Source organism: Vibrio sp. OY15 (genome assembly GCF_000742455.1).
Taxonomy (GTDB): domain Bacteria; phylum Pseudomonadota; class Gammaproteobacteria; order Enterobacterales; family Vibrionaceae; genus Vibrio; species Vibrio alginolyticus.
This window is the reverse complement of the sequence record NZ_JPIL01000006.1, coordinates 139,003-165,102: the sequence shown is the minus strand read 5'-3', so window position 1 is coordinate 165,102 and position 26,100 is coordinate 139,003. Positions and strand designations below refer to the sequence as shown.

The following is a 26,100-nucleotide window of genomic DNA, read 5'->3' as shown; positions in this document are numbered from 1 at the left end:
CGTTAGACTCAAGAAGGCTTACTTAGAGCAATCAACATAAAATGATAAAAAACTCAATTAAGATTGAGAAGCATAACCGTCCTGAAAATGTTCAAAATCGGATTCTTGCCAAATAATCTGTCGCTTTAAACGCTCTTTATTAAATGAACGCAGAAGTCTATTTAGATTTTGATGCTTCCAGTCACCAGAAGTTTCAAAACGACACTTATCAAAATCGATAATCCATACCTTATCTTTGTCGTCGATCAAGATATTGTGGATATTCAAATCAGTATGGTTAACGCCAACCTGATGCATCTTGGCAATTTCTTGCCCTATTTTCTGATACATTTCTACCGATAAAGACTGTTCTTGCAAGATACTAACCAGATCTCTGGCGTTTGGGATTCGCTCACTTAATAAATCAGCTTGATAGAAGAGTCCTGACTTTACGGCTCTTGCTGCAATAGGACGAGGAACGTGCACCCCAGCCTCAATTAGCGCCAACAAAAGCTGAAACTCTTGCGCACAACGGGTGTTATCCCAGCCAGAGAACCAATAATGATCGTTAACTAACTTCCCAAACAAACCGCCACGACGGTAATGACGTAGTGCCGCTTGCATGTTCTCTAGTTGGATAAACCATGTCGTGCCTCGCCCCGTCGCACTGCCAACCACCTTGTCGGAGGACTGCCAGTATTCCTCATCAAATATCGGTTGGCTAGGGTCTGTAATGATCTCGTCATCAAACCAGATCACTTGGTTGTTGTTTTTATACTGTTGAATCATACGCTCACCCTCTAGCCTAAATACCGGCTGGCTAATATATACAACCAAGTAAATGCAGCAAACGCCAAAGCAACCATAACGGCAGCAGAGCCTATATCTTTAGCTCGACCACTGAGTTCATGCCGTTCAATACCGATACGATCCACTACCGCCTCAATCGCTGAGTTTACAAGCTCTACAATCAAGACTAATACCACGACCCCGATCATTAAGATACGCTCAACCATGCCGACATCCACGAGCCAAGCCAAAATCACGGCGATACTCAACAGAGCCAACTCTTGTCGAATGGCAGCTTCATACTTAAAAGCCGCTTTTAATCCTTGGATCGAATAACCCGTCGCTTTAACGATGCGCTTTAGCCCGGTGTTACCCGGCTTGCCAGATTCTTGCGATTGATGTGGTGTTGTCTTTGACATTGCAGAACACTTATCGGTACTTAGCTATATTCGAGCCGTGTATTTTACATTTATTGGGGATGTCTGCATAATTTACCTGCCTCTATTCATCGAATCAGACAATAATTATGTTCACTTCTGCCCCATCGTCACTATGCGTCTTGCGTTTGTCCGCTATCGGAGACGTTTGCAATACTATCGCCAGCATTCAAGCTATTCAGAAACACTGGCCTTCGACCCAGATTACTTGGATAACGGGTAAACTTGAAGCCCAGTTATTAGCCGCCATCGATGGTGTAGAAGTGATTGTTTTTGATAAAAAAGCGGGACTTGATGGCTACAAATCACTTTGGCGACAGCTGAAAGGCAGAGAGTTTGATGCGCTATTGCATATGCAGTACGCGATTCGAGCGAGTGTCGCAACGTTGGGCATTAAAGCAAAATACAAACTTGGTTTCTCTTCTGATAGAAGCCAGGACTTTCAAACACTATTTACCAATGTCAAAGTGCCTTCCCCGCAATCTCTGCATGTCGCAGATGGCTTAATGGCCTTTGCCCATCAAATTGGGGTACCAAAGGCAGAACTAGACTGGGTACTTTCTTATTCAGACCACGACCAAGCTTGGGCAGAGTCTCATATTTCTCGTAGTAAGCCTAACCTGCTGATTGTGCCTGGTGCGAGCAAAGCTTATAAAAACTGGAACGCGGAAGGTTATGTGGATGTGATTCATCACGCCAGAGCAAAAGGCTGGAACGTGATTCTGGCAGGCAGCCCGGCTCAGGTAGAATTGGATCTGGCAGAGGCCATTCAATCTCGCTTGGAAGAACCGTGTCTAAATTTAGTTGGACAAAGTTCAATTCTGCAAATGCTTGCGTTAATAGATAAGGTTGAAATGGTCATCGCCCCCGATACCGGACCAGCACACATGGCGAATGCCATGAAAACGCCAATCATCGGGCTCTATGCACACCATAATCCGATGCGAGTGGGACCTTACCGTTATCTAAAATACGTTGTCTCAGTGTATGAAGAAACGATCTTTGCGGAAACAGGTAAAAACAGTCACGAATTAAGCTGGCGAACTCGCGCTAAAGATGAAACGGCAATGAACCGCATTACCAGCACTCAAGTAATGAGCATGTTCGATCAAGTCTTAGAAGATTTGTATCCTCAATACCAGTAAACTTACTGTCTTGATTTGTTAAGAAGGAAATGACCTTGTCCAAACCAACCTTAGCCGTTGCCTTAATTGTAAAAAATGAAGAGAAGCACTTACAAGCTTGTCTAGACACAGTAAAAGATTGGGCCGATGAGATTGTCCTTCTAGACTCGGGCAGCACCGATCGCACCGAAGAAATCGCCCGACAATACACAGATAAGTTTTACACCAATCTAGATTGGCCAGGTTTCGGTAAACAACGCCAACTTGCGCAGCAATACGTTACGGCAGACTACGTTTTATGGCTTGATGCAGACGAACAAGTCACTCCAGAGCTAAAAGAAAGTATCTTACACGCGGTATCAGCCAATAAGCCGAACGTTTTATACAAACTTAATCGACTAAGCTCAGCGTTTGGTAAGTTCATCTACCATTCTGGTTGGTCTCCAGACTGGATTGTGCGCTTATATCGCACCGAATATACACAATATAATGATTCGCTCGTTCATGAAAAAGTTGATGAGAAAAACTATCAAACTGAAAAGCTGGATGGTCGACTGCATCACTACACTTACGAGCACCTTCATCATTACATCAATAAAACCACTGGTTACCTCAAGGCCTGGACGGATGAACGTGAAGGTAAAAAGAAAGCGGGTTTAACGACCGCTATCGTTCACGCTCTTGCTAGCTTTTTGAAGATGTATGTTCTCAAACGAGGCTTCCTTGATGGCAAGCATGGCTTCATTCTAGCTTGGCTAAGCATGCACTCTACTTTTGTAAAATATATCGATCTCTACTTACGTGAACAGGCAAAAAAATCATGAAAACGACTTTAATTATCACCACTTACAACTGGAAAGAAGCATTAAAAGCGGTGTTAGAAAGCGTGAAACGTCAAACCGTTTTGCCTGACGAAGTAATTGTTGCAGATGATGGTTCTCGAGAAGACACCAAAGCAATGGTTGACCAAATGCGTGAAGGTTTTCCGGTTCCACTGATTCATAGTTGGCACGAGGATAATGGCTTTCAGCTTTCAATGAGCCGCAACCGTGCGATCGCCAAAGCATCAGGTGACTACCTCATCATGATTGATGGCGACATGGTGCTGTCCCAAACGTTTATTGAATCACATAAGCAAGTCGCAAAACCAAATTGGTTTGTGCAGGGTGGACGTGTGTTAACGGATGAAAGCTGCAGCAAGGCCATCATGGAAAACGGCTTAGTGCCTTCCATTTTCAGCAAAGGCATTCGCAATCGTAAAAACTGCATAACCAACGCCTTACTATCGAAATGGTTCTCTTACGAGCGTAATAACGATAAAGCCACTCGCGGCTGCAACATGGCGTTTTGGCGACAAGATGTCATCGAGGTGAATGGCTTCAACCAAGATTTTGTTGGATGGGGACGCGAAGACAGCGAGTTTGTTCATCGCATGTTGAATGCGGGTAAGTCACGTCTTTACCTAAAATTCGCAGGTGTAGGCTACCACTTGTACCACGTAGAAAACTCTCGTGCGTCACTCGGACAAAATGACGAGATTTTAGAGAGCACCATTAAAAACAAGCTTAAACGCTGTGAGAATGGTGTTGATCAATTTCTAGAAGCTTAAGATTATAAAAAAGGGGCGTTTCGCCCCTTTTTTATTGTTGCTGAGATAAAGCGAAGTACTTATCGGCAACCATCAATGAGATCAAACGCTCTTTACGTTTATCTTTGAACTGCTCAACCCACTGGTGCGCATTTTCAATGATCGCTAATGCTTCTTGCTCATTCGCTAGGTAATAATCCATCTTTTCGGGTAAATCCGAATAGTCATCCTTCACTTCAACATAGTGGACGCCTGCCTCTAACTTACCTTCCATAAACCAAGTCTCATATTTTGGCTTTGACATAATAACCAAGGAGTTAGACGACATAGCCCACTTAAGGTTGGTGGCCACATCATTGCCTTCTATACAGAGCAAAAACTTATACTGCAGTTGCTCTTCAATACTCATAAAGCCCTTTTCCCATGGTTTCCCTTCTACCGGGCGGGTCTGGCCAATATTGCATTGCGGATGGTTGTAAAACGCATGAATCACCTTTTTACGATGCGGCTGAAAACCCACGCCGCGCCACGCTACCATGTCCTTTTTATCTTGATAGCGAACAGGATCATCAATAAATTTAAAATGACGAACTTGATTAAGTTTCAACACCACTGAATTTTGGTTGTTACCAAAAATAGGGCGGCTTTTTATAAAGCTCGGTACATTGGGGATGTGTGTAACATCGCCGTTGATGTAGTTAAACGCAAAACTGGAAGGGAAATAGCGTACAACTTGGCGAAGATCGAAAAAATACGTCCAACCTTTCGTTTTTTTGAATGTATCGATGGTCGAGTAACTTTGTTCTCGACTATCAACTGAAAACGGCGTTTCACACTTATTGTAATAGTTCACCCGCTCAATACAGCCTTGCAGCTCTGCTTCGGTCAGATTCGAAAGTAAACGCTTGGCTTGTGCTCGATATACAAAGCGAGGGATAAGTATCGAGAGAGCGTTTGAGAAATAATAAGGGAACTTACTGTCTTTCATTCAATTTTTCCCCAATCGCGATGGCTACTGGCTTGGGAACGAATTGTTCGATACTTCCGCCATGAATCGCTACTTCTCTCACGATAGTCGACGATAAAAACGCAAACTCTTCTTCAGGAGTTAAAAATACGCTCTCGATTCCTGGTAATAGCTTTCGGTACATGTTGGTCAGTCCAAACTCGTATTCAAAGTCTACCGTTGTTCGTAAACCACGAATAAGAACCTTAGCTTTCTCATTTCTCGCGAAATCCACTAATAACCCGGAGAACCCCTTTACCGTCACACCAGGTAAATGCGCTACAACGTCCTGCATCAGTGCAACGCGCTCTTCCAATGAAAACATAGTGTTCTTCGATGGGCTTGCGGCTACGCCAATCACAACCTCATCAAACATTTCGTGAGTACGTTCTATTAGATTGAGGTGACCATTAGTCACTGGATCAAAAGTGCCCGGATAAATGACTTTCATATAATTTACTAAGTTATTCGAAACTGATTGAATTATTGAGGCTCGAACGCAAGATTACAACAACTTAAGCTCGATAATAGCTCGACTTACTTCTGACACTCACTACAAAAGAAGGTATTACGTTGGCCAATCTTTAGCTCTTGAAGTCGTTCGCCGCACTCTGGGCATGGCTCTCCGGCTTTTCCGTAAACCAATAACTCTTGTGCAAAGTAACCCGGCTTTCCATTGGCTTGCGCAAAATCTTTCAGAGTAGTCCCACCTTGCGTAATGGCAACCTCAAGTGTCATTTTGATATTTTCAACAAGTAACCCCCACTCTTGAGAAGTTAGCTTACCTGCAGGCCTTGAAGGGTGAATTCGAGATTTAAACAACGACTCATTCGCGTAGATGTTCCCGACACCAACCACGACTTTGTTGTCCATGATGAACTGCTTGACGGCGACACGCTTATTTTTAGCTTTCTCCGCTACATATTCCGCATTGAACTCTTCAGTTAAAGGCTCAGGCCCCATGTTTGCTAGTAAAGCATGTGACTCACCAGGAGCACACCACAGCCATGCCCCAAAACGACGCGGATCGTTATAACGCAGTATTTTTCCACTGCTTAGTTTGAGATCCACATGATCGTGCTTTGCTGGCGGAAAGTCGGCATCTAGGACACGTAAAGACCCAGACATGCCCAAGTGAACAATGGCTGTACCTGTGTTTGTCTCGATCAGTAAGTATTTCGCACGACGGCTAATCGCACGGATCACCTGCCCTTCCAATTTTTTAAGCTCTGTAGGAATATCCCAGCGCAATTTAGGCGTTCGAAAAGTAAACGACTGGATCGTTTGTCCAACCATGTGGGGGCTAATCCCCATACGGCTCACTTCAACTTCTGGCAACTCAGGCATTAAATTCTCCAATTCACCGGCTAATAGTTCTCGCTGCTAGCATAATCGAAAAGAAAAACGATAAATAGGGAAGCTTATTAGGGGTATAGGCGCAAAAAGGCTCTACTCTGGCATAAGGTAGTTTTCATCGACGGAGATAGCGACCCATTTGTCTTGCCAGGTTTTAAATAGCCAAAAATCAGGTAAACGAAATAAAGTCACCCGCTGCGGCTCTTCGAGATCCTGATACCAAACTTCTACCGTTTCAGGTACCGCCAGGTTAGGTTTTAAATGATCGTACTGTTCTGAGGTGAGCTCGGTCCCTTCCAATGATTGCCAGCGTGATACAAGTTCACTGATCGGTGCATCAACTTTGATGTTGGATTGCCACCGTCCATCATGCAGCTCGAACTCCCAGCCACTATAGTACAAAGACTCCACCGTATAGTCGGAGCGAAGTACATTTGGGTAAGGGTCTGCTTGATCTGTTAATAGGTAAGTTTTGATCCACATCGGCGCATTTAAGATCACTATAAATGCGATAATGCCCAGAATAAGAATATTGTTCCATCGGCGGCGACGAGCCGGACTCACACGCATAACCATCTCTACTCTCTTATCGTTATGAGTAAATTACCAAAGAGTATTGAGCTTGACTAGAACAACGGTGTGCAAGTGTGTAGGGAAGTTGTAACTAAGCGGCAGAGAGCGATCAATCAAAAATTCGAGTATAGAGTCGGACCAGTAAAATAGCTTCAGCAGTACTTTACAATCCGATGACGTACTGAACACTTTATCTTCAGCACTTTTATTCAGGTAATAAAAAACCCAACTCGAAAGTTGGGTTTTTCAATTCATCAAAGAGACTGAAACCAATTATTTGATTTTTGCTTCTTTGTACATAACGTGCTGGCGAACTACTGGATCAAACTTTTTGATCTCAAATTTGCCTGGCATGTTACGCTTGTTCTTATCAGTTGTGTAGAAGTGGCCTGTACCTGCAGAAGATACTAGACGGATTTTCTCACGAACGCCTTTCTTTGCCATTGCTTATTTCCTCTTAAACGTTTTCGCCACGTGCACGCATGTCTGCAAGAACAGTATCAATACCTTTCTTGTCGATGATGCGCATACCTTTAGCAGATAGACGTAGTTTAACAAAACGTTTTTCGCTCTCTACCCAGAAACGATGAGTTTGTAGGTTCGGCAGAAAACGACGCTTAGTAGCATTTCGTGCGTGTGAACGGTTGTTACCCGTTACTGGACGCTTACCAGTTACTTGGCATACTCGTGACATGAATGTCTTCTCCAAAATCGTTTCAGCTCGATATCAACCTTGGTGGCCGAACCTCTCTATCTCTCGAAAAGAAGTTAGAGGTTAAGAACCGCTATGGAAAATCCATACAAGGCTATCAAAGGTCGCGCATTATACTAACTTGATATGCATTGCTCAAGACCCGAACAGATCCTTTTTACAGGTTTTCGTGATCTTTTTTTAGACAGCAGATTTTTTTAGCAGTCCAAGCTGAATTCAGTTAAAAATTTAGTGGCGTGGATGATAGCAGATTTTTAGCAACTAACAACCTAAAAAACGCACAGTTATATCCAGCCTCTTTCAGCAAAAGAGACACTTTCCCCATCTCCGATGACGAAATGGTCCAAAATACGAATATCCACCAATGCTAATGCGTCAATGAGACGCCTTGTAATCCTTCTGTCAGCTTGGCTCGGCTCAGCAACCCCTGAAGGATGATTGTGCGCCAAAATCAAAGCCGCCGCGTTATGATGCAGAGCACGCTTAACAACTTCTCTCGGATACACCGACGCTGCATCCAACGTTCCTTCAAATAAAATTTCATCTTTTATCACTCGGTGCTGGTTATCGAGAAAAAGAATATAAAAAGCCTCTCTTTGCCGATCCCTCAAAATAGAAGACAGATATAACTTAGTTTGGTCGGGGCTGGTTAAGGCATCACCACGCTTTAGCGTCTCCGCCAAGTAACGTTGTGTCATTTCTAGTACAGCTTGCAATTGAACATACTTGGCTTGCCCTAATCCTTTGTGACGACAAAACTCTTCTTCTGATGCTGAAAATAGTTGTCTGAGCGAACCAAAGTCTTGAATAAGGAAGTCTGCAAGCTCAATCACGTTCATTCCGCGGGTGCCTGTGCGCAAGAAGATGGCCAGTAGCTCAGCATCGGTCAAAGCTTGCGGCCCTCGTTGCAGTAGCTTCTCTCTGGGCATGGACTCATTTGGCAAAGCTTTCAGTATCATCTGATGTCTCTTTATATGGAAAGTGTCCCTATTCCACAAAACAAAAAGCGAAAGTCGAGTATGACTTTCGCTTTCTTCGTACTATCAGTGTTTTCCATGCAACTTAACAGTTCATCAGAGTTTAAAGTTGCCAACCAAGCCGTGAATTTCTGTTCCAGACTGTGATAGCTGCGTGCTGATTGACTCGGCATGCTGCAACGTCTCATTAATGTTGTTCACGATCTGTTGAATAGCCACTAAGTTTTGGTTGATGTCTTCTGCAACCGCGCTTTGTTCTTCTGCGGCAGACGCGGTTTGAATACCCATATCTCGAATTGTTCCGATAGAATGATGAACACCAGAAAGAGATTGCTGAATGAGCGCAGATTCTTCCGCCGTTTTGACACCTCGTTTTTGGCTCACCGACATCGTACTGACCGCTCTTGATACACCATTTTGTAGCTGCTTGAGCATGTCGCCAATTTCATGAGTACTATTTTGCGTACGACTGGCTAACGAGCGCACTTCATCCGCAACGACGGCAAACCCTCGACCTTGCTCACCGGCTCTAGCCGCTTCAATCGCCGCATTTAGGGCCAACAAATTCGTTTGCTCGGCTATCTCGCCAATCACATCCAGCACTTTGGTTATTTTTTCGGTCTGTAAACTCAACTCAGAAATTGCATCTGACGTGCTGTCTATCTCCGTCACGAGTTCGGTAATGCCTTCTATTGCTTGCTCGACCTCATGCTGAGCGGCGGTGACTTGACTGTTGGCATCGTCAATTGCCTGCGCGGTCGCATTAGTATTGCTGGCTACTTCTTTGGCAGTCATGCTCATTTGTGTCACCGCAGTCACGACTTTGTCCGTCTCTAAACAGTGGTCCTGCATTTGGCCGCTCGCTTGGCTGGTCTGAGTGTTCAGGCTTTGGGAAACGGTTTGTACTGTCGTCGCAGAGCGGTGGATATCCTGCATCAGTGGGTGCAGCTTATCCATAAACTCATTAAACGCCGCTGCCACTTCACCGACTTCATCCTGACTTTCGACTTTTAAACGAGCCGTTAAGTCACCGCCGCCTGCGGCAACATCTTTTAATGAAGCCGCGACATGTTGTAATGGCTGAATGCCTTTAGACACCACGATACTGGTGAGAACACTGGTAATGATCAATCCAATAGCGGAAATCAACACGGCAGATAATGTATGCTCTTTTAGCTCTTGAGTCTTTAACTCTCTGTGCATCGCAACTTGCTGGTCGATGTCATCAATATAAACGCCAGTACCTAAAACCCAGTCCCATTTCGATAGATATTCTGCATAGCCCAACTTAGGCGCTTGTGCGTCAATGGTCGGTTTGTGCCACGAGAAATAGAGGAACCCATCCCCTTTTTGAGAAGCGTCAATCAAGCCCGCAATAACTGCGACCCCATTTTCATCTTTTAAGTCGTAAAGGTTTTTACCCTCTAATGCAGGTTTGATGGCGTGCAACGTATTCACACCTTGAGAGTCGTAGGCAAAAAAGTAACCATCGCTTTCAAAGCGCATGGCTTTCAGAATTTCTTTTGCTGCCTCTTTATTACTTCCATTTACATCCGTGTCGTATAACGGTTTTATCGCCGTCACGCCCATCATCATATAGGCTTGTAACTCTTTCTTTTTCGTTTCGATGAGCTCTTGCCTGTCTCTTGCCAGCTCTGCTTCCAAACTTTTACTGCTGTTGATGTAATACACCACTGAGATCAACGTGGTGATCAACAACAGCGGAATTAGGGTTATCAGCAGCAATTTGTTTCGACTTTTCAACACCATGGTTTCCACTACCTCTTTTTCTTTTCAGACTTGCAAACTCCGCGCAACTTGTCTGTGAGGTAGGCGAGAATTTTCCCTTCCTCGGTCAGATTAATACTCTGGAGTTTGATGTGAATTATCTTCTCGTTATATATGCTCGGGCGGTCAGACTTTGAATTGTGTTAAAATCCGGTCATCAAATTGGAGATCTCACATGCAAACACTAGCAGGAAAGAAAATTCTACTCGGCATCAGTGGCGGTATTGCCGCGTATAAATGTGCGGAGCTAACCCGTCGCCTCATAGAGAGAGGAGCGCAAGTTCAAGTTGTAATGACGAAAGCCGCAAAAGAGTTCATTACCCCTTTAACCATGCAAGCCGTTTCGGGCCGTCCTGTCTCGGACAGTTTACTAGACCCAGCAGCGGAAGCCTCTATGGGCCATATTGAATTGGCCAAATGGGCAGATTTAGTGCTATTAGCGCCCGCGACCGCGGACTTAATCGCGCGCATGTCCGCAGGCATGGGGAACGATTTACTTACTACGCTCGTGCTCGCGACGGATTCCCCTGTTGCTGTTTCTCCTGCGATGAATCAACAGATGTATCGCAATATCGCAACCCAAGAGAACATCGCTACGTTAGCGCGTCGTGGTATGCACATCTGGGGCCCTGCGGCAGGAGAGCAAGCCTGTGGTGATGTAGGACCAGGTCGAATGCTGGAACCAATGCAGCTAGTACATCTATGTGAACAGTTCTTTCAACCAAAATTGCTAGAAGGTAAGTCGATACTCATTACCGCCGGACCAACTCGCGAAGCGATTGATCCAGTGCGTTACATTACAAACCATAGCTCCGGGAAAATGGGCTATGCATTGGCGAGCGCCGCAGCGCAGATGGGAGCAAAAGTCACCCTCGTGAGCGGTCCTGTCAGTTTAAATACGCCCGTAGGTGTTGAGCGCATAAATGTTTCCAGTGCACAAGAGATGCACGAAGCCGTTATGACACATGCAAACCAGCATGATGCCTTTATTAGCTGCGCTGCCGTTGCCGACTACCGCCCACAAACGATCGCGTCTCAAAAGTTGAAAAAGACAGAAGACAACGACGAAATGGTCATTAATATGGTTAAAAATACTGATATTGTTGCATCTGTGGCAGCAATGACGGAGAAGCGTCCGTTTACCGTCGGTTTTGCGGCTGAAACCAATGATGTAGAGACCTATGCTCGAGGCAAGTTAACAAAGAAAAACCTCGATATGATCTGTGCAAACGACGTTTCGGTTGCAGGGCAAGGATTTAACAGCAACGACAACGCAATTACCCTTTACTGGCCTGAAGGTGAACTTGCGCTCGCTTTAGAATCAAAAGAAGCATTGAGCTTTAAAATTCTCGAAAAAATGCATCAATTGATGTAACTAACGTTTGAAAACCCTGCCAATTTTTTACAAAAGCTGGCATAAATTTGGTACAAAAATGACAACTAAGGGTGTTAAATCTCCCATTCCACCCTTAGTGGTCTAGTTTGAGGCGAAATAGCGTCTTATAATCCCCTCCGCTCAACTTTGTATTTTGAAAGGAAGTAACTAATGGCCGGCAGTAAAAAATCCAACCGTCGTGAAGAGATCTTACAAGCATTGGCAGAAATGCTTGAATCAACAGATGGCGCTTCACGCATTACTACGGCAAAACTGGCCAAGCAAGTCGGCGTTTCAGAAGCCGCGCTGTATCGTCATTTCCCAAGTAAAGCGCGCATGTTCGAAGGGTTGATTGAGTTCATTGAAGAAGCCTTGATGACACGTATCAACCGTATTCTAGACGACGAAAAAGATACACTAGAGCGTATTCGTATGGTGATGCACCTTATTTTGGCGTTCTCTGAACGTAACCCAGGTCTGACACGCATTTTGTCGGGTCATGCTCTAATGTTTGAAAATGAACGTCTACGTGAACGCATCAATCAACTCTTTGAGCGTATAGAAACACAATTGCGCCAAATCCTGCGTGAACGTAAGATTCGTGAAGGGAAGTCTTTCCCTGTCGAAGAGCGCATCCTAGCCGCGCAAATTCTGGGACAAGTTGAGGGGAGCCTAAACCGCTTTGTGCGTAGCGACTTTAAATACCAGCCGACTGCAAACTTTGACGAGTACTGGGCGCTTTTGAGTGCACAAATAAAGTAAAAGACTATGAGTAAAGACAAATACACGCAGCCCGAGTTTTCTCTTTCACTTCTTCACCCTCGTAACTGGGGCGTATGGCTTGGTTTTGGCCTGTTGGCCATCCTCGTCAATATTCTTCCTTATCGGCTGCTGCTTTCATTAGGTCGTTCACTCGGTAAACTTGGCATGCGCTACGGTAAAAAGCGTGTCCACGTTGCTCAGCGTAACTTAGAATTGGCCTTTCCAGACAAAACACCTGAAGAGATTCAACATATTGTTGAAGAGAACTTCAAAAATACCGGTATGGCACTGATAGAAACCGGAATCACTTGGTTCTGGCCGACTTGGCGCTTTAAAAACCTGATCGTCGAGAAAGATCTCGGCGCACTGCGTGAAAAAGCCAAAGAAGGTAAAGGCGTCCTACTTTGTTGTGTCCATGCTCTTAATCTAGAGATCACTGCGCGTGCTTTCGCCGTGTTAGGCGTGGCCGGGTACGGCGCGTTTCGTCCGCATAATAATCCTGCTTATAACTTTATCCAGTATTGGGGACGGACACATAACGGCAATAAACTGATTGATCGTAAAGATGTAAAAAAGATGATTCGTGTTTTACGCAGCGGTGAGCGTCTGTTCTATTTACCGGATCACGATTACGGTCGCAAAAAATCAGTATTTGTGCCCTTCTTTGCCGTAGACGATGCGTGTACGACAACAGGCACGAGCATTCTGGCGTATACCTCAAAATGTGCGATCATCCCAGGCTCAGGGTTTCGCAATGACGAAGGAAAATACGACATCATCGCCGATAAGTGCATTGAAGCCGATTATCCACAAAAAGACGAAGTCGCCGCTGCCGCTTATATGAACAAGTATGTGGAAGAAGTCATTCTACGCGCTCCAGAACAATGGATGTGGCTCCATAAACGCTATAAAACCATGCAAGATGAGCATGTCGAGAAAGGCATTCGCTATAAGTAAGTGGTCACGGCGATAAATCCAAAAACAAAAAAGGGCAGATGAATATCCATCTGCCCTTTTTACTTTTTCAGAAAAAGTAACCAATTAAATGCCGTATTCTGCGCGGTATGCTTTGACTGCTTCTAGATGCTCTTTGTCTGTGCCTTTCTCTTCAAGGAAAGTCACAAGGTCAGTCAGGCTAACGATTGAGATGATTGCACAACCAAAGTCACGCTCCACTTCTTGGATCGCAGACAACTCACCTTTGCCTTTTTCTTGGCGGTCAATCGCAACCAACACACCAGCAAGGTCTGCGCCATTTGCTTGAATGATTTCCATCGATTCACGAATCGCAGTACCTGCTGTGATTACGTCATCTACTAGCATGATACGGCCTTTAAGCGCAGAGCCTACAAGGTTACCGCCTTCGCCGTGATCTTTCGCTTCTTTACGGTTGAAGCAGTAAGGCGTGTCGACGTCATGATGATCCGCCAGCGCGACTGCTGTTGTCGTCGCGATTGGGATACCTTTGTACGCCGGGCCAAACAGCACATCAAACTCAATGCCTGAATCAGCGAGCGCGGCTGCGTAAAAACGACCAAGACGCGCTAGGTCACGACCAGTATTGAAAAGACCAGCGTTAAAGAAGTACGGGCTTTTACGGCCAGATTTCAAAGTAAACTCACCAAACTTAAGAACTTCTTTCTCAAGTGCAAACTCAATAAATTCACGCTGGTATGCTTTCATTATTTTCTCTCTATGTCCTTGGTTTCTTGTGTCTCTTCTCGACAATCATTCATTTCTCTATTGTCGAGATAAAAAAATAGCCCCCATAATGGGAGCTATCTAAATCAATTGGCTAACGCCGCCTTCTGCGCTGCGACAATTTCCGTAATGCCGACTTTCGCCGACTCGAGCAATGCCATCAGCTGTTCGTGACTGAACGGTTCACCTTCTGCGGTGCCCTGAATTTCAATCATCTTGCCTTCTTCGGTCATTACGACGTTCATGTCTGTGTCTGCCGCTGAATCTTCAACGTATTCAAGATCACACAATACTTCATCGCCTAGCAAGCCGACAGAAACTGCCGCTACGTGGCCTTTCATTGGATTCGCTTTTAGCTTGCCGCTATCTACTAGGTGTTGGAATGCATCGGCCATTGCAACACTTGCGCCGCTGATGGATGCAGTACGCGTACCACCGTCAGCTTGGATAACGTCACAGTCAACGGTGATCATGAACTCACCCATGGCTTTTAGATCGACAACTGCACGTAGGCTTCGCGCGATAAGACGCTGAATTTCCATCGTACGGCCGCCTTGCTTTCCACTTGCCGCTTCACGACGAGTACGAGAATGTGTTGCTCGAGGTAGCATGCCGTATTCAGCTGTAACCCAGCCTTTACCTTGACCTTTTAGCCAACGTGGCACAGATTCTTCGACGGTCGCATTACACAACACTTTGGTGTTACCGAACTCAACTAACACTGACCCTTCAGCGTAAGCTGTGTAGTTACGAGTAATTTTGATAGGGCGAACTTGATCCGCCTTGCGATCGTTTGGACGCATGGGCATCTACCTTAAATATGAGGAGAAGACGATTTGGTTGGGCGAAGATTATAACGGAATCGATTCCGGATTCATAGGTTACGCATCTGGCACAACATAAACAATCCATACATGCCGCGCACCTATCGACGCAGCGTGATACACTCTTGAAGTAATTTTCAAAAAATGAAGACAGGAAAATTCGATGATTTACAGTATGACAGCGTATGCACGCAAAGAAGTAAAAGGCGATTGGGGTTCTGCGGTATGGGAAATCCGCAGCGTGAACCAGCGTTATTTAGAAACATACTTCCGCATGCCAGAACAATTTCGCGGATTAGAGCCCGTTTTACGTGAGCGCTTTCGTAAGCGCTTAGCGCGAGGCAAAGTAGAATGTAATCTGCGTTTTGAAGCAAACCCTGCCGCAAAAGGTGAGCTTAGCATCAATGAAGCGCTTGCTAGCCAGGTAATTAAAGCCGCTGAACAAGTCATGCACATGACTGGTGAACTGAGCCGAATCAATCCATTTCAAGTCATGCAATGGCCGGGGGTAATGGAAACGCCAGAGCAAGACATGGATGCGGTAAATAAAGTGCTACTAGAAGCGTTTGATGGCGCAATGGATGAATTTATTGAAGCGCGCGCTCGTGAAGGCGAGAACATGAAGGCGCTGATTGAGCAACGCCTAGAAGCGATCACATCAGAAGTTGTGAAAGTGCGCGCACGCATGCCAGAAATACTAGAGTGGCAACGTGAGCGTCTGTTCTCTAAATTTGAAGATGCGAAAGTAGAGCTAGACCCATCTCGCGTTGAGCAAGAGCTTATCCTTCTGGCACAGAAATCAGACGTAGCAGAAGAGCTAGACCGTCTTGATTCTCACGTAAAAGAAACCACAAACATTCTGAAAAAAGGTGGCGCAGTCGGTCGTCGTCTGGACTTCATGATGCAAGAGTTCAACCGTGAATCGAACACGCTAGCGTCGAAATCCATCAGCACCGACATCACCGCATCGGGCGTTGAACTGAAAGTTCTAATTGAACAGATGCGTGAGCAGATCCAAAATATCGAATAAGCTCCAAACGCTTCCATATTGTTATTTAAAATAATAAATTTCAAAAACTTAGCTAAAAACACATTCCATAGCAGTCCATAAAGAACCACCTTTAACCACCACCAACTGGTGGTTAAAGTGGTGGGTATGTTACACTATCATCAGAGCATGGTGGAGGGTAATGTCAAATTCCGCCGAATTTTATGGGTATGGAGTTGGGTTAGGATGTCTCAGTTAACAGTTAAGAAAGTGGAAGCATTGATTAAAGCTGGTGGGGATAAAACAAAGCGCTATGGTGATGGTGGCGGTTTGTATTTGGTTGTTCCTCATTCTGGCTATCCTAGTTGGATGTTACGTTTCACATCGAACAAAAAGCGCCGCGAAATGACACTCGGTAAAGTCAGTGATATCTCTTTGCGTGACGCCCGACTCCTAGCTGCTGAAAAAATGAAACAAGTCCGTGAAGGGTTTGACCCGCTCATACAACGTAAGCGCGCAGAACAAGAAAAAATTAAAACCGTTAACGACTTGTTTTCAGACTGGTATCCATCTCTAGAAAAACGTTTAAAGCACCCTAACATTCCGAAACGTGTCTTCTTAAAAGATATTGCCCCTCATATTGGCGATATTCATCTAGAACAAGTTAACGCTCGTGATATTCGTACCACTATTAATGCTATTACTGCTGCTGGAAAACCTGCAATCGCGAATGATGCCCTTAACTATTGTAAACAACTCTTCAACCATGGAATGAAGCTCGACCTCATGCAAGGCAATCCTGCTTCTGCATTTACGGTTCGGGATGCTGGCGGTGTGGAAAAGAGCAGAGATAGAGCCTTAACGACCGAAGAGCTTAAACAGTTTTTTAGTACCGCTAAAGACAACCCGATGAGCTTCACACGTGATAACTATTTAGCGTGTGCCTTACTCGTGTGTCTAGGTGTGCGTAAATCTGAACTGTGTGAAGCTAAATGGGAGGAATTTGATTTAGAAAAGGCCGTTTGGGAGTTACCTAAAGAACGCAGCAAAACCAATGTCGGCCTTAGCATCCCCTTAGCACCTCCGGTATTACAGTGGCTTGAAGAGCTGAAAATGAGAGGCTTTGGTTCCGAGTATGTTTTTCCAAGCCGCCGTTCGAGTAAAAATCCACATATGGGGGCAGATACACTAAATCGCGCTATCACAAAGTTGTTTGGCCATGAGGCTGGTAAAAAGAAACAGCCACCGAATCTTATGGGTGATATACCTCATTTTACTGTGCATGATTTGCGTCGCACATGTCGAACCTTACTTGCACAACAAGGCACCCTCGGCCATGTGGCCGAGAGATGCTTGAATCATAAGTTAAAAGGCGTTGAAGGGATCTATGACCGACATGATTATTTTGAAGAGCGGAGAGAGGCTTTAAATAAACTTGCACAGCGAGTTTCTAACATTGTAGATTGCTTCGCATAAACAAAATTTTAATCCAAATGAGGAATGCGTTTTCGATTCCTTATTCATTTACCACTATTGTAAATCGTGCGCTCTCACCCCCCTTATTTTTTCTAATCCTCGAGTAGTAATCTTCTTTTACAGCAGCAATGGTGCTGCGATTAAAAAGGAAATCTACTATGTCTGGATTCAAAAGCGGCTATGAGCCAACTCAAGATGATCTCGATAATCACTCAGATCAACTGAACCCTAACAATGATGCGTATTGGCAATCACGAGGTGAAGATGAAAGACCTGACGATTGGGAGGATCAATAATGACAGCTATCAATCCTAACTGGCCAACTAAAAACGGTACTAATAACCCATCAGGTAAGGGCCGTGGTAATAATCCATCTAAAAAGTAATCTTAACGGCGGCCGATAAACAGGCCGCTACTTTTTCTTTATCGTAATAACGAGAGTAGTTTTCTGTTGAATAAATTTCTCGTAGAAGCGCTCGGTCATCTTCACGTTTATATTTATCCATCATCCGGTCGATAGCCTGACAAATAAACCCGTAAATCAATAAAGGAAGCTGATCAGCCACATCGAAATAAGAAAAAAACTCATCCATTACGGTAAAACTAGGTTTAGTTTTTCCTTTTCGCCATTCTTTTAGCCGCTCAACTTTAGCTTCTGCTTCTGTTCTACCACTATCAGTACTTTGATGTTGTATTGGGATAAGCTGCGCTAATTTGCTATAGGGACAGCCGGTTTTTATATGTATGAGAGTGATCAGCCTACCAAAATAACACTTACCACCAGAGGCTAATATTTGAGTAAAAAGGCTATCCCCTTGTGATAGCTCATCCTGATGCAGTTGTTTAAACTTGCTAGCTACCAAATCTAATGATGCAAATAAAGACAGGTTGAAATCATGTGAGAAAAAAGCAAATGCTTTAATATCATCTTGAACAACCTTTACTTTTTTCCTATGAGCCACCTTATCCAATACCTTGATAACTATGGCTTGCTGTCTTGAATCGAGCAAAGTTTTGTTGATAACTGGCCGATAAAAATCGGTCAGGTAACATATAACTTCTTCTTGTTCCATTCCACGGTATCGCGCAATCCACTCTCTTTGAGGTTGGTATTCTGTACACCGCCTTTCGATAAATGAGACTAAAGGTTTTAAACAGTTCTTCTCTTCAGAAGAAAATTGAGCTGCGCATACGAAAGCTGTAATCGTGCCTTTCCAAAAAATATGGATATCAGAGGTCTTTGTACCATCGGGAATCAAATTATCTAATTCAAGATCTAATTGTTCTAACAACCCGTTAAAAATTGGGTCTAGGGCATCCTCCGCTTTCTGCTTAGACACCCCTTTCCCAGAAAGGTTATCAAGGCTTCGATCACTGAGTTTCACCTCTTGTCCAACCAAACGGGCAACATGTTTGACTTTACTTCGGATAGATGTGGAAAATCCAAATAGCTCGGCTACCTCATCCGGGGTTTTCAGGAAAGGATTTCCTTGAATAAGAGGCGGAATAACGATTTTTTCTTTGTTCATATTTCTAATATTCAACTTCGCCCATTATTACTGGAGCTTATCAATAAGTAATAAAAGGGGATTTTTCAATATCCTCAATGATCGAGCTTGCAGTCAATATTCTCGCCCTACCTTTACTACTATCTATTCTTCTTGCTAATGAATCTAGTGCCGTTTGAACAATAAATGCTGGGGTATCTATATAGCCATATCCTTGTCTAGGATAATGGGCATTTAAAAGGCCACTTTGTAGCTCTATTTCAAGGCTCCTTGGTAAATTACTAATCCTAACGGGCCTATCACGACGTCCGAATTGTTCATCTAACGTCCTTAAAATAACTTTTGCATTATCATCAACTTTAGAGCTTCTGAGCTTCGATGACATAAGTGATCTAATCACCTGGTTATTAAGCACTATCTGCGAATGTGCTTGTAGATTATTTGCTCTCTCCAAACTTGCTATCTTTGCCTGATATCTATTTAAATCTTTTGTAAATTGATCGATTTTAGCTTGAGAACGCTGAATTATAGATTCATCTGAACAGGCTTTGATGTCCATTTCGCCAAGTACTTGCTTCATAGAAGTTGCTAACTGCATTCGGCCGTTATGATCCATATATGCAATTGCTGCACATTCAATGTTGTCTTCTTTTCCGTGGATAACTTGGCAGACAGGCTCTTCAATTTGTTCCAACACGAAGTTAAGCAGCCGTTCGAAAACTGGTTCGCCATAGGTAGCAAAATACACGTGTGAACCATCCGGCAGGCCCGTATCAAATAGCGATCTATCAATGGTTAATACAGAGCCATCATCGATTGATTTAATGCCGTTTATAGTGAAGTAATTCCCACAATCACTCAGCTTGCAGCCAATATTTTTCAGGAACTGCGATTCAGTTAAGGTCTGCCAGATTTCCGTTAAATAAACCGGCAATGGCTGTTTCCGGTATGTTTGGCTGAGCCTTACATACACATTAAACATTTCCTCCACAGGCACTTCCATTAGCTTATTGTTCGCTTGTTGGATTTTGGCTCGGTCCATTGCAGCCTGTTCTACCTGTTTTTCGGTCATCGTCCCTTCGGCCAATTTCTGGAACTCTTCCGTAGTAACAGGGAGCATCGAGAATTGTTGTGTTCCTACCACAAGATTTGCGCTAGCCAAGCGATTCAATAAGCGCTCATAGACAAATTGTTCTGCAGAGTCAGCAAAACATAGATTGAGAACAAAAATCTCTTTGTGAGTTTGCCCAATACGGTCGATACGGCCAATACGCTGTTCAACCTTCATTGGGTTCCAGGGCAAATCATAGTTAACGAGTAGATCAGAGGTTTGTAAGTTAAGACCTTCAGCGGCAGCGTCGGTACAGAGCAAAATATCGATATGGCCTTGAACAAATCTATGTTTGATCACGTCACGCTCTACACCCACCATTTGATTCTTATTTGGGTCGTAGTAATGCCCACCTTCACCTGAATAGGTTCCTATGAGTAGTTCGGGGAATTTAGCCTGTAGTCGCTCCCGGATATCATGAAGGGTGTCGAGAAAGCGGGTAAAAATTACGGTTTGCTTAATGCGCTTGCCTTCGATACGGGGTTTGAGTGCGGTCAGTAACGCTCTAAACTTATTCGAGTCCTCATAGATATCAGCCAACTCACCTAGCAGTGAGTCGAGCATATCGCGTTCCCATCTTAGATCATCTTTGGTCCTGTTGTTGAGCAACATTTCAACAGCGTCAATGTCATCGTCACCACCGTCAATGAGTAACTCCTGAAGCTCCTCATTATCGGTAGGGTCTGTACTGTATTTCAGCTGCTCAATGAGCGTTGCTTCAACCTTTGTTTTACGTCGCGAAAGTGTCAGCTGTAATGCCTTAAGGCTGGATGCAAATCGCAGGCGCAAGAAGCTTAAATAGAAGCCTAGGGCAACTTGACCTGGCTCATTGAGCCCACTAGCCAGAAGCTGTTCTCTCAATCCTTCGCAATATTCACCGAGCAGGCCATCTACGCGAGCCTCTTTCTTGGTAAAGGTTATACGTGGTGTTGGAATAACGGTTCTATCGGCTAGGTTTGCGCTGAGCTTGCCTTTTTGTCGATAAATTTTGAGCAAATCACGTGTATGGCGCTGCATCACTCGTGACAGTGGTGCTGCCGCAAATAATAGTCTCGCTAAGGCGGCAAGCTCATGTTGCATTGGGATCGTGCCACGATTTAACCATTGCTCCAGCGAGATCTTCGACATAGGATCAATGACTACGTCGTTAAGATATCGCCAAAGTTTCGGGTCCAGGTTTTCTATTGTCGTGACGGACTTACGAATAAAGTCCCATTCTTCCTGCTTTAGCTTTTCGCCAGAGGCAACCGCATTAACAAGGCGATAGTAAGCCAGCATTAATGATGGGTCGTATTGAAATGCGCCAACGCGATTGGTGAGCCGAATCAAGTCACTCACTTCCACAGGATCAAGCTGCATCGGCGTTGCAGTTGCCAAGAGCAAGGAGTGAGTATTGCCTCGCATGTGATCAGCAATAGTCTGATATAGCTGATTAAAACGAGGAAAGCCTCTCGTTCCACGTTGAGAGTTTTGCCGACGGGCATAGTGAGCCTCATCCACCAAGGCCAGATCGAATTTATCCGCTTGATCCAGCAATCGGCGTCTTTCCTTTCTCGCCATCAAACCTGTCGATACGATCGTTAGGTTAGGGCTATATAGGCTGCCGATAGATTTTTTCTCTTCAAGAGGAAAGATCGATTCACTTTGCGGTGATGGAGATGCTGTTACCCTGTCAAATCCAAGATAAAACTTACTCGCCATTTCACGTTGCCACTGCCGTGTCAAACTGGCTGGAGCTGCGATAAGGATACGTTTTGCGCGCTTGCTCAAGTACAGTGAGCGGAATGCTAGGCCTGCCTCAATGGTTTTACCCAATCCAACCTCGTCACACATCAGGTGCGATGCTGGAAAGTTCTCGATGATTCGTCGAGCAACCACTTCTTGATGGGGCCAAGGCTCAACTGGCGCTGTATACATGCCAACATACTCACCATTAGGCATCAAAGGCGCGTATTTCAGTGCGGTAAAACGTAATGCATCCTTGCTGGAAATCTTAGGTTGTTCAAGCTCAGCAGGTTGGTTATCTATCTCTACTGGAACCGTGATGCTTTCAGAAAAACGCAGTAGCTTTTCACGCACTGCTGAAGGTAAGTCCTTAACTACAAATGCGGGATGGATATTCTTCCACATTGCATCAAATGATCGCGCTGCATCTGCAATTTTTGCTCGCTCTTTTTTTCCTTCCCAAGAGCAATCAACGTCCACATTCTCTGCATTACGTTTCAGCGCGGTTTCTGATTCATTCCAGGAACCACTGGCATAAAGAGTTTCTCCATCCTTCCCCTCTTCGAAGTCATATCCCAACGCCCACTTTTCATGCACGTAGCCATCTTCACTGGAATCTAGACTTATCGCTTCGCCAGTTTGAGCATGCTTACGCAAGGCGACTTTTATTTCTAAGTGGCCATGGGCAACCATCCAAGAAAGTAACTCCACACCGCGTTCAGCTTCTTCTGGCCATTGTTCTTTGCCGGTAAGCTCTTGATCAAGATGCGATTCAAGAATGGCGTGCTGGCCGTTGATAATGGCTTGAACATCTTTAGGTGTCATATCGACGCCAGCAATCAGGCGCATTTTGCCATCACGATTAACAAAAGAGGTCATGCCTCGACTGGCAAGGGCAAGCGACGATGAGCGGAAGAAGCCAGCTACTCGGTCATAGCGAACAATACGCTGTAACAAAGGCACATAAAATTCCCGTAGAATATCTACGGCAGGCTCTCCCGGTGCTCTTACCTGAGATGTTTTATAACTGTATTCCCAGTTAAAATCTTTCAATCCCATTCGACGCTTAGCTCCTTCCAAACCTGTCTTATTGTTGTCTTAAGCCAAACAGTAGTGCTCGGGCTTCGTTACGTGCCTCTGGCGTTTCGGCTTCCTCTCCCCAAACCTCAAGCAAGTCGAGAATGATATTGTCATTGCCTTCACGCTGTTCATCTAAATAGGCGCGTGCCACAGGCACATCACCTTCGCGGAACTTCAGCAACAATCCATGAAGTACATCCCAATCTGATTGTGGTTTAGCAACTCGACGAGCACTTCGCTCTTGTGGTTTGGACAATCGCAGCTTAGAGCCTTTCTTCACTAATGGTGCGGCGTAGCCTTTGTCCTCGGCGGCTTGACCTGCAACGGCAGTACGACCACTAATCTCGGTGTTAATACCCACCATGCGGCCTTCAATACCGTAACCTCCGGTGCGGGTTTCGAGGCTAATATTGAGCGAGCGCGACAGGTTTAATACTTCGGTAAAGGAAGCCTCGCTGTGCCCCCAGATACCGTACATGGTCAGCGCCATGGCAGTTTCAGTATCCAAGTCGTCGACTGAGATATTGCCATCCGTAATCACTTTTATCTGGTGTTCTGCAACGACTCGGCTGGCCTCGTTCATGGCGCGAATAGGTGATACCTCTTCATCGCCATCCATTACTGGCCAGTTTTCACTTAATACCTGAAGGGCACGGCCGTAACAAGCAATCATCTGGTCAACGGCGTTGAGTTTCAGTGGCCTGAATTCATCAAGGCCTGCTTCTACAGCAGAGCGAATTTTGTGTTGTACCCCGCTGCCACCTAGACCAGACCAGAAAGCGACTTGCTGATCATTTAAAGCGCGCTTACGGCAGGTAATAAAAATTGTACTTGCTGCAGAGGCCATATCTTTTTGGTGGGTCGAATAACTGCTTTCTGACTCTACAGGGAAACACGATGTAATTTCCCAGCCAGCTTCAATCAACGACCTCGTTAATGTCTCCCAAGCATCCTGAGCTTTATGGGTGAACATAAGAGTCATTACTCCATCATCTTTGACAACTCGGCGAGACTCGGCAAAGATTTCACCCATCAGCTTTTCGTATTCAGCTTTGGCGTTTTTGGCGGAGCCGTCCCGAGCTGGATTGGCAACCGCTTCCTCTTGCTTATTTGTCAATCTTGGCCATGAGATATCTGGATATAAGTCTTTAAGGGTGCGTTTTTGCCACACATAGAAGTAGTCTGACAGTTCAGCATATTGCACATTGTCATAATAGGGTGGATCCATGCACACCATGTCAACGGATTTATCTGGCACGCCCTCGATATATGCCGCGCTTCCATTAATTATTTGTAAACTTTGTCCTTCCTTTCGATTAACTTTAGAACTAGCTAGTAGCTCTGATAGCTCTCTGCAGGCTTTAGTTGCCTGATTTAGCCCCCATTGTGAACCTGAGTTAGGGCCTGAAAAAATCATTTCTCCATAGGTCCACTTAAGTGAGAAATCGTGTCTTCCAAAAGTCCCTTTTACAACGCCTCGAGTAAACTCCCAGCGAGTTTGACGACTGTTGTAATCTAGAGTCTTATCATGGGCAAATTGAAGATAAGTTATTACGGCTCTACCTTTTTGAGGGCCTAGTTCAGTTAATATTTCTTCTTTGAATTGTTGTAGGCTTTCAACCATGCAAAGGTGGGATAGTAACTGACGATCGTTGAATAACTTATGCCAGCGCTCCATGCCATATCTGATAGGCCTAAGGTCATTCCCTTTTGGAAAAGGCTCTGTTGGAATGAGTCCTAGTTCATCATAATAATCCCACTTAATTGACAGCTCTTCTGATGCTGCTGATAGCAATGAATGATCTTTTTCGCTTGGGGTCCTAAAATAACGAACAGTTTCTGTTTTTACTTGCCCTTTTTTTTCACCACTAGCATACTTTTGTATTGCTCCATTTTTATCAACTTTTGGTTGTTCTCTAAGAGCTGCAATTGCATAAACACGGTCTTTCCATTGGTTGTGAACAGATTCGCCAGTCGCTTGGTCTTTTATCTCACTTGCTTCGATGGCTTGTTTACAGTGAACACACTGGCCAATACCTCGTTTGCATGTCCCTTGCTCTGGATCTTCACCATTCGGACCTTTTCCTGATTTGGCGTTATATGTTTCAAAACTATATTTAGCCTCGCTTCCGACACCGTTACTTACAACGCGAATACCCCACTGGTTTTTGTCACTCTTGGCCAACCAAAATGTATTCAAAAGAGGTGTTTTTGCTAAACAGCTTGGACAAGTAACCTCACGACAATAGAGGAATGTAGTGATTTGCTCTTTTAAGAAGGGACGTGCCAACTCCGAGTCATTGTTTACTAATTTGAGTAATTTTTCTTTTTCAGTGTCGGGAATGTCTTGCCCATCTCCGAAAAAGTTTGCCATTTTAGAATCGACAGACTTGATGATTTTTTCTCCCCACTTTCTTATTGAAGGGACTATGTCGACGCCGTACTTTGACGGGTAATCAAGTGTTGCATGCAAAATCGTAGAAGCAACTGGGTTTAACTCATTTGCTATTACGTTATGACCCAAGCGAAGCGCTTCGAATGGTATTGAGCCACCTCCTGCAGTAGGATCAAGTACTGTTAATCCAGTTGGTTTTGGGGAGTAGTCGTTTTGATACGCTCTGTCATATCCGTACAGGTTAGGCACTCTTACCGAAACCGATTTCGCCAAGTTCATAAGCCTGTTGAACCAAGCAGGATTGGCCATTTGACGAGATACTTCGATTCGCTTCCCGAAAGGTAATGCCTCAATAGGAAAAGCTTTTGACAGCTGCTCCCAAGTTTCGATTTCCGGATAAGTCTGCTGTCCTGCATCTAAAGCATTTTTCAGAGTTTGAATTACTTCTATGTCAGAGTTGCGTCGTTGCTTTTCTTTTTCAAATCTATTCTGAACTTTTTCATCTACAACAAGATACTCTCCTGTCTCGTCATGATTAATGAGCTTTGTTATATCGCCAGTTAAAATCCACTTAACACCGTCAATATCTGCTACTTTTTGCTCAATTCCTAGCGTGCGAACAAACTCTTCCGTATCTGCTGTTTCGGGTAACAAAGATGCTTCAATTGCTGCTCTACTAGGTGTTAGTGGACGACGAGCCCACCAAACATGTAAATAGTAGATAGGTGGCATTACGTTACTTGCCCCGCGCTCTCTAGCGGTTTCGGCACCTACCTGGTGGCAAGGAAAGCCTGCCTCAATCAGTCGTCTATCGGTCATAACGTTC

General features: G+C 44.6%; 24 protein-coding genes. 9 read left to right on the top strand and 15 right to left on the bottom strand.

Annotated elements, in window-relative coordinates:
* Nucleotides 1-57 precede the first annotated feature (57 nt).
* Nucleotides 58-768 (bottom strand): 3-deoxy-D-manno-octulosonic acid kinase, encoded by a 711-nt coding sequence (locus IJ23_RS07870; protein ID WP_033905958.1) that lies wholly within the window; start codon nt 766-768, stop codon nt 58-60.
* A gap of 11 nt (nt 769-779) precedes the next feature.
* Nucleotides 780-1,187, bottom strand: coding sequence for a diacylglycerol kinase (locus tag IJ23_RS07865; protein WP_005379424.1), 408 nt, complete (start codon nt 1,185-1,187; stop codon nt 780-782).
* A 107-nt stretch (nt 1,188-1,294) separates the two neighbouring features.
* Here IJ23_RS07865 and IJ23_RS07860 point away from each other — a divergent pair, with 107 nt between their 5' ends.
* Genes IJ23_RS07860 through IJ23_RS07850 form a run of 3 tightly spaced genes read left to right on the top strand, consistent with a single transcriptional unit; the run spans nt 1,295 to nt 3,938 of the window.
* Entirely contained in the window at nt 1,295-2,350 is a 1,056-nt protein-coding gene (locus tag IJ23_RS07860; protein ID WP_033905957.1) for a glycosyltransferase family 9 protein, read from the top strand.
* A 35-nt stretch (nt 2,351-2,385) separates the two neighbouring features.
* Nucleotides 2,386-3,153: a glycosyltransferase family 2 protein gene (locus IJ23_RS07855; RefSeq protein ID WP_033906121.1), complete on the top strand. Its 768-nt coding sequence runs from the start codon at nt 2,386-2,388 to the stop codon at nt 3,151-3,153.
* Nucleotides 3,150-3,938 carry a glycosyltransferase family 2 protein gene (locus IJ23_RS07850; RefSeq protein ID WP_033905955.1) on the top strand — a complete coding sequence of 263 codons (789 nt, stop codon included), beginning with the start codon at nt 3,150-3,152 and terminating at the stop codon, nt 3,936-3,938. The genes IJ23_RS07855 and IJ23_RS07850 overlap by 4 nt, the downstream gene beginning before the upstream one ends.
* Before the next feature lie 31 nt (nt 3,939-3,969).
* On the opposite strand, the gene IJ23_RS07845 is transcribed toward IJ23_RS07850, so the two are convergent.
* The 8 genes from IJ23_RS07845 to IJ23_RS07810 all read right to left on the bottom strand — a co-directional run bounded on the left by IJ23_RS07845 (nt 3,970) and on the right by IJ23_RS07810 (nt 10,311).
* A complete protein-coding gene (locus IJ23_RS07845) occupies nt 3,970-4,905 on the bottom strand; it encodes a glycosyl transferase family 90 (protein ID WP_033905954.1) in 936 nt (311 codons plus the stop codon).
* Entirely contained in the window at nt 4,892-5,374 is a 483-nt protein-coding gene (coaD, locus tag IJ23_RS07840) for a pantetheine-phosphate adenylyltransferase (protein WP_017820709.1), read from the bottom strand. Before coaD ends, IJ23_RS07845 begins: the two co-directional genes overlap by 14 nt.
* Before the next feature lie 86 nt (nt 5,375-5,460).
* A complete protein-coding gene (mutM, locus tag IJ23_RS07835) occupies nt 5,461-6,270 on the bottom strand; it encodes a bifunctional DNA-formamidopyrimidine glycosylase/DNA-(apurinic or apyrimidinic site) lyase (protein ID WP_033905952.1) in 810 nt (269 codons plus the stop codon).
* Nucleotides 6,271-6,372: 102 nt separating this feature from the next.
* Nucleotides 6,373-6,849: a hypothetical protein gene (locus IJ23_RS07830; protein WP_033906120.1), complete on the bottom strand. Its 477-nt coding sequence runs from the start codon at nt 6,847-6,849 to the stop codon at nt 6,373-6,375.
* Nucleotides 6,850-7,125: 276 nt separating this feature from the next.
* Nucleotides 7,126-7,296, bottom strand: coding sequence for a 50S ribosomal protein L33 (gene rpmG / locus IJ23_RS07825; RefSeq protein ID WP_004410866.1), 171 nt, complete (start codon nt 7,294-7,296; stop codon nt 7,126-7,128).
* Between the two features lie 13 nt (nt 7,297-7,309).
* Complete coding sequence (rpmB, locus tag IJ23_RS07820) at nt 7,310-7,546, bottom strand: 50S ribosomal protein L28 (RefSeq protein ID WP_005384783.1); 237 nt, start codon at nt 7,544-7,546, stop codon at nt 7,310-7,312.
* 302 nt (nt 7,547-7,848) lie between these two features.
* Nucleotides 7,849-8,523 carry a RadC family protein gene (radC, locus tag IJ23_RS07815; protein ID WP_017820707.1) on the bottom strand — a complete coding sequence of 225 codons (675 nt, stop codon included), beginning with the start codon at nt 8,521-8,523 and terminating at the stop codon, nt 7,849-7,851.
* A gap of 114 nt (nt 8,524-8,637) precedes the next feature.
* Nucleotides 8,638-10,311: a methyl-accepting chemotaxis protein gene (locus IJ23_RS07810; protein ID WP_033905951.1), complete on the bottom strand. Its 1,674-nt coding sequence runs from the start codon at nt 10,309-10,311 to the stop codon at nt 8,638-8,640.
* Nucleotides 10,312-10,504: 193 nt separating this feature from the next.
* Here IJ23_RS07810 and coaBC point away from each other — a divergent pair, with 193 nt between their 5' ends.
* The 3 genes from coaBC to IJ23_RS07795 all read left to right on the top strand — a co-directional run bounded on the left by coaBC (nt 10,505) and on the right by IJ23_RS07795 (nt 13,423).
* Complete coding sequence (gene coaBC / locus IJ23_RS07805; RefSeq protein ID WP_033905950.1) at nt 10,505-11,704, top strand: bifunctional phosphopantothenoylcysteine decarboxylase/phosphopantothenate--cysteine ligase CoaBC; 1,200 nt, start codon at nt 10,505-10,507, stop codon at nt 11,702-11,704.
* A 171-nt stretch (nt 11,705-11,875) separates the two neighbouring features.
* Entirely contained in the window at nt 11,876-12,466 is a 591-nt protein-coding gene (slmA, locus tag IJ23_RS07800; RefSeq protein ID WP_005379386.1) for a nucleoid occlusion factor SlmA, read from the top strand.
* A gap of 6 nt (nt 12,467-12,472) precedes the next feature.
* Nucleotides 12,473-13,423, top strand: coding sequence for a Kdo(2)-lipid IV(A) acyltransferase (locus IJ23_RS07795; RefSeq protein ID WP_033905948.1), 951 nt, complete (start codon nt 12,473-12,475; stop codon nt 13,421-13,423).
* A gap of 84 nt (nt 13,424-13,507) precedes the next feature.
* Here the strand turns inward: IJ23_RS07795 and pyrE are convergent, their stop codons facing one another.
* Nucleotides 13,508-14,149 (bottom strand): orotate phosphoribosyltransferase, encoded by a 642-nt coding sequence (gene pyrE, locus IJ23_RS07790; RefSeq protein WP_033905947.1) that lies wholly within the window; start codon nt 14,147-14,149, stop codon nt 13,508-13,510.
* 104 nt (nt 14,150-14,253) lie between these two features.
* Nucleotides 14,254-14,970, bottom strand: a complete 717-nt coding sequence (rph, locus tag IJ23_RS07785; protein WP_031780917.1) for a ribonuclease PH — start codon at nt 14,968-14,970, stop codon at nt 14,254-14,256.
* A gap of 184 nt (nt 14,971-15,154) precedes the next feature.
* Here rph and IJ23_RS07780 point away from each other — a divergent pair, with 184 nt between their 5' ends.
* The 3 genes from IJ23_RS07780 (at nt 15,155) to IJ23_RS25400 (ending at nt 17,751) form a co-directional block, all read left to right on the top strand.
* Complete coding sequence (locus tag IJ23_RS07780) at nt 15,155-16,021, top strand: YicC/YloC family endoribonuclease (RefSeq protein WP_005384776.1); 867 nt, start codon at nt 15,155-15,157, stop codon at nt 16,019-16,021.
* Nucleotides 16,022-16,225: 204 nt separating this feature from the next.
* Nucleotides 16,226-17,455 (top strand): tyrosine-type recombinase/integrase, encoded by a 1,230-nt coding sequence (locus tag IJ23_RS07775; protein ID WP_033905945.1) that lies wholly within the window; start codon nt 16,226-16,228, stop codon nt 17,453-17,455.
* A gap of 158 nt (nt 17,456-17,613) precedes the next feature.
* The gene (locus IJ23_RS25400) at nt 17,614-17,751 is read left to right on the top strand and encodes a hypothetical protein (RefSeq protein ID WP_200877249.1); all 138 of its coding nucleotides are present in this window, start codon (nt 17,614-17,616) and stop codon (nt 17,749-17,751) included.
* 78 nt (nt 17,752-17,829) lie between these two features.
* Here IJ23_RS25400 and IJ23_RS07770 read toward each other — a convergent pair whose 3' ends face one another.
* From IJ23_RS07770 to IJ23_RS07760, 3 genes are read right to left on the bottom strand one after another with little or no spacing between them, the layout of a single operon-like run.
* Nucleotides 17,830-18,984 (bottom strand): hypothetical protein, encoded by a 1,155-nt coding sequence (locus IJ23_RS07770; protein ID WP_033905944.1) that lies wholly within the window; start codon nt 18,982-18,984, stop codon nt 17,830-17,832.
* Between the two features lie 40 nt (nt 18,985-19,024).
* Nucleotides 19,025-22,858 (bottom strand): helicase-related protein, encoded by a 3,834-nt coding sequence (locus tag IJ23_RS07765; RefSeq protein WP_050550071.1) that lies wholly within the window; start codon nt 22,856-22,858, stop codon nt 19,025-19,027.
* 28 nt (nt 22,859-22,886) lie between these two features.
* Nucleotides 22,887-26,093, bottom strand: coding sequence for a DUF1156 domain-containing protein (locus tag IJ23_RS07760; RefSeq protein WP_033905942.1), 3,207 nt, complete (start codon nt 26,091-26,093; stop codon nt 22,887-22,889).
* Nucleotides 26,094-26,100: the final 7 nt, after the last annotated feature.

Coding starts and splice junctions, on each gene's coding strand:
- IJ23_RS07870 (WP_033905958.1), bottom strand. CDS start 768: ATGATTCAACAGTATAAAAACAACAACCAAGTGATCTGGTTTGATGAC.
- IJ23_RS07865 (WP_005379424.1), bottom strand. CDS start 1,187: ATGTCAAAGACAACACCACATCAATCGCAAGAATCTGGCAAGCCGGGT.
- IJ23_RS07860 (WP_033905957.1), top strand. CDS start 1,295: ATGTTCACTTCTGCCCCATCGTCACTATGCGTCTTGCGTTTGTCCGCT.
- IJ23_RS07850 (WP_033905955.1), top strand. CDS start 3,150: ATGAAAACGACTTTAATTATCACCACTTACAACTGGAAAGAAGCATTA.
- IJ23_RS07845 (WP_033905954.1), bottom strand. CDS start 4,905: ATGAAAGACAGTAAGTTCCCTTATTATTTCTCAAACGCTCTCTCGATA.
- coaD (WP_017820709.1), bottom strand. CDS start 5,374: ATGAAAGTCATTTATCCGGGCACTTTTGATCCAGTGACTAATGGTCAC.
- mutM (WP_033905952.1), bottom strand. CDS start 6,270: ATGCCTGAGTTGCCAGAAGTTGAAGTGAGCCGTATGGGGATTAGCCCC.
- IJ23_RS07830 (WP_033906120.1), bottom strand. CDS start 6,849: ATGCGTGTGAGTCCGGCTCGTCGCCGCCGATGGAACAATATTCTTATT.
- rpmG (WP_004410866.1), bottom strand. CDS start 7,296: ATGGCAAAGAAAGGCGTTCGTGAGAAAATCCGTCTAGTATCTTCTGCA.
- rpmB (WP_005384783.1), bottom strand. CDS start 7,546: ATGTCACGAGTATGCCAAGTAACTGGTAAGCGTCCAGTAACGGGTAAC.
- radC (WP_017820707.1), bottom strand. CDS start 8,523: ATGATACTGAAAGCTTTGCCAAATGAGTCCATGCCCAGAGAGAAGCTA.
- IJ23_RS07810 (WP_033905951.1), bottom strand. CDS start 10,311: ATGGTGTTGAAAAGTCGAAACAAATTGCTGCTGATAACCCTAATTCCG.
- coaBC (WP_033905950.1), top strand. CDS start 10,505: ATGCAAACACTAGCAGGAAAGAAAATTCTACTCGGCATCAGTGGCGGT.
- slmA (WP_005379386.1), top strand. CDS start 11,876: ATGGCCGGCAGTAAAAAATCCAACCGTCGTGAAGAGATCTTACAAGCA.
- IJ23_RS07795 (WP_033905948.1), top strand. CDS start 12,473: ATGAGTAAAGACAAATACACGCAGCCCGAGTTTTCTCTTTCACTTCTT.
- pyrE (WP_033905947.1), bottom strand. CDS start 14,149: ATGAAAGCATACCAGCGTGAATTTATTGAGTTTGCACTTGAGAAAGAA.
- rph (WP_031780917.1), bottom strand. CDS start 14,970: ATGCGTCCAAACGATCGCAAGGCGGATCAAGTTCGCCCTATCAAAATT.
- IJ23_RS07780 (WP_005384776.1), top strand. CDS start 15,155: ATGATTTACAGTATGACAGCGTATGCACGCAAAGAAGTAAAAGGCGAT.
- IJ23_RS07775 (WP_033905945.1), top strand. CDS start 16,226: ATGTCTCAGTTAACAGTTAAGAAAGTGGAAGCATTGATTAAAGCTGGT.
- IJ23_RS25400 (WP_200877249.1), top strand. CDS start 17,614: ATGTCTGGATTCAAAAGCGGCTATGAGCCAACTCAAGATGATCTCGAT.
- IJ23_RS07770 (WP_033905944.1), bottom strand. CDS start 18,984: ATGAACAAAGAAAAAATCGTTATTCCGCCTCTTATTCAAGGAAATCCT.
- IJ23_RS07765 (WP_050550071.1), bottom strand. CDS start 22,858: ATGGGATTGAAAGATTTTAACTGGGAATACAGTTATAAAACATCTCAG.
- IJ23_RS07760 (WP_033905942.1), bottom strand. CDS start 26,093: ATGACCGATAGACGACTGATTGAGGCAGGCTTTCCTTGCCACCAGGTA.